The sequence below is a fragment of the Kitasatospora sp. NPDC018058 genome, assembly GCF_044327205.1.
Lineage (GTDB): Bacteria > Actinomycetota > Actinomycetes > Streptomycetales > Streptomycetaceae > Kitasatospora.
On the sequence record NZ_JBIRFA010000115.1, the window covers coordinates 2,882 to 4,731 of the forward strand.

General features: G+C 68.1%; 1 protein-coding gene and 2 pseudogenes. All 3 read left to right on the forward strand.

Translation table 11 applies throughout. The annotated features are described in order from the left end of the window. The first annotated feature begins 194 nt into the window (after positions 1-194). Positions 195-695 (forward strand): sigma-70 family RNA polymerase sigma factor, encoded by a 501-nt coding sequence (locus ACH4E7_RS45255; protein ID WP_396255072.1) that lies wholly within the window; start codon positions 195-197, stop codon positions 693-695. A 785-nt stretch (positions 696-1,480) separates the two neighbouring features. Next, positions 1,481-1,627: pseudogene (locus tag ACH4E7_RS45260) on the forward strand (site-specific integrase); the annotation flags it as partial. Positions 1,628-1,757: 130 nt separating this feature from the next. Further along, positions 1,758-1,850, forward strand: a pseudogene (locus ACH4E7_RS45265) (transcriptional regulator); the annotation flags it as partial.

Genomic DNA, 1,850 nt, shown 5'->3' on the forward strand with positions numbered 1-1,850 from the left:
ACCAGGCCGTCGCCATCGCCGGAGACCCCGCACACAGCCGGCACATGGACTCCAGCTTCGTCCATGCGGCAGCCGACCGGTGCCCCGACCTTCCCCCCACCGAACGATCTTGAGGACAGAATCCGCCTCGCGGCCCCGCCCGGGACCGCGAGGCTCCTCCCGTATCCGACGACACCAGGGCAGGACACCAGTTCATGCGCAGTGAAGCAGAGTTCACGGCCTTCGCCGACGCCAACGCCATGCGGCTGCGCCAGATCGCCTACCTGATGTGCCGCGACTGGCACCTGGCCCAGGACCTCACCCAGACCGCCCTCACCAAGCTGTACCTCTCCTGGAACCGCGCCATCCGCCGCGACGGCGCCGACCCCTTCCCCTACGCCCGCAAAGTGCTCCTCAACACACTCCTCGACCACCGCAGGCTGCGCCGCACCACCGAACTGACAGTAGGCCGGCTACCTGACCGCCCAAGCGACAGCGACCCCACCGAGACCCGCCTCACCCTGCTCGACGCCCTGGCGCTGCTGCCCCCACGAGACCGCGCGATCGTGCTGCTGCGCCACTGGGAGGACCACAGTGTGGAGACCACGGCGGAGATCCTCGGCGTCAGCGTCTCCGTGGTGAAGTCGCAGAGCACCCGCGCGCTGGCAACGCTGCGCGGCCATCTCGGAGCCGACCGCGAGCTGCTCTTCGGCTGACGAAGTCTCCCGTACCCGTTCACCGAGCTGACCACGACGCAGTCGGGGAGCTGCTCGGCGCAGGTCTTCAGCACCAGCTCCACGGGCGTGCAGGGCCCGAGGTTGACGACCTCGTGGCCCAGGTCCTCCAGCTCCAGCTGAAGGGCCACCAGGTTCCACATGTGGGAGTCGGACGGCACACTGCACAGGAGCAGCCTCAGCCGCGTCCCGTCTCCGCTTCCGTCCTCCGCCGGCTCCGTCGGCCGCACCGGCACGGCCGGACCACTGCTGCGCTCCACCTGCTCGTACTGGGCGACGTCCATGGCGCCTCACTTCCTCGACTCGTCGCGGGGTGTGAGACCAGCCTGGATGCGGCGTCTGTTCGCTCGATATCTCCCGACACTCGACCCGGCGCCCCCGCCGATGGCCACTCGATAGCGACCGGATCCGGCCCGCCCGCAACGGCAACGACCTCACCCAGGGCTACGCCTTCACGATGTCTCCGGCCCAGGACATCCTGGTGAGGGAGGTGCTGACCGACACCGAGCGCAAGATCGGCGACATGGTCAGCATGTTCCGGCGCCTGCTGGAGGCCGAGCCGACCGAGGCTCACCGGCTCCTGAAGGCCCTGTACGACGCCGGGCACGCGGTCGGGCCCGTGGCGACGCACAACTTCGACCGCCTCTTCGCCCGGGCCGGGCTGCCGGAGGCGTTCATGCGCAGATACGACGAGAAGACGCCGCACATGGACTACTCGGAGGAGGCCCGGTCGCTGCTGGTGATCGGCCTGCACGCCGAGGGCGTGTCTGAACGAAGCCGGAGTCAGCCTGCCGATACTGATGGCCAAGTCACGGCACAAGAAGCCGGAGAACGTACGGCGCTACTTCCACCCCGCGGCGGAGGCGATCGCCGAGGCCACCAGCCTGCTTGCCTCTGGAGACAGTCGCCGCTGACCTCGTCAGCGGCAGTCAAGTCGAGCTGGGCTGGCTGTCTCCAGCCTCCTGCGCACGGAGCCAGGCTGCTCGGCCATCCAACTCTGAAGCGACTATTGCGAAGTTCTTGCTTCACACCTACGGTAAGTGCATGCGACCGAAGCACAAGCCTGAGCAGATCACCGACCTGTCACGGTTGAGGGCGTTCATGAACCCGCTGCGGATGCAGCTGTACCGGCTGCTG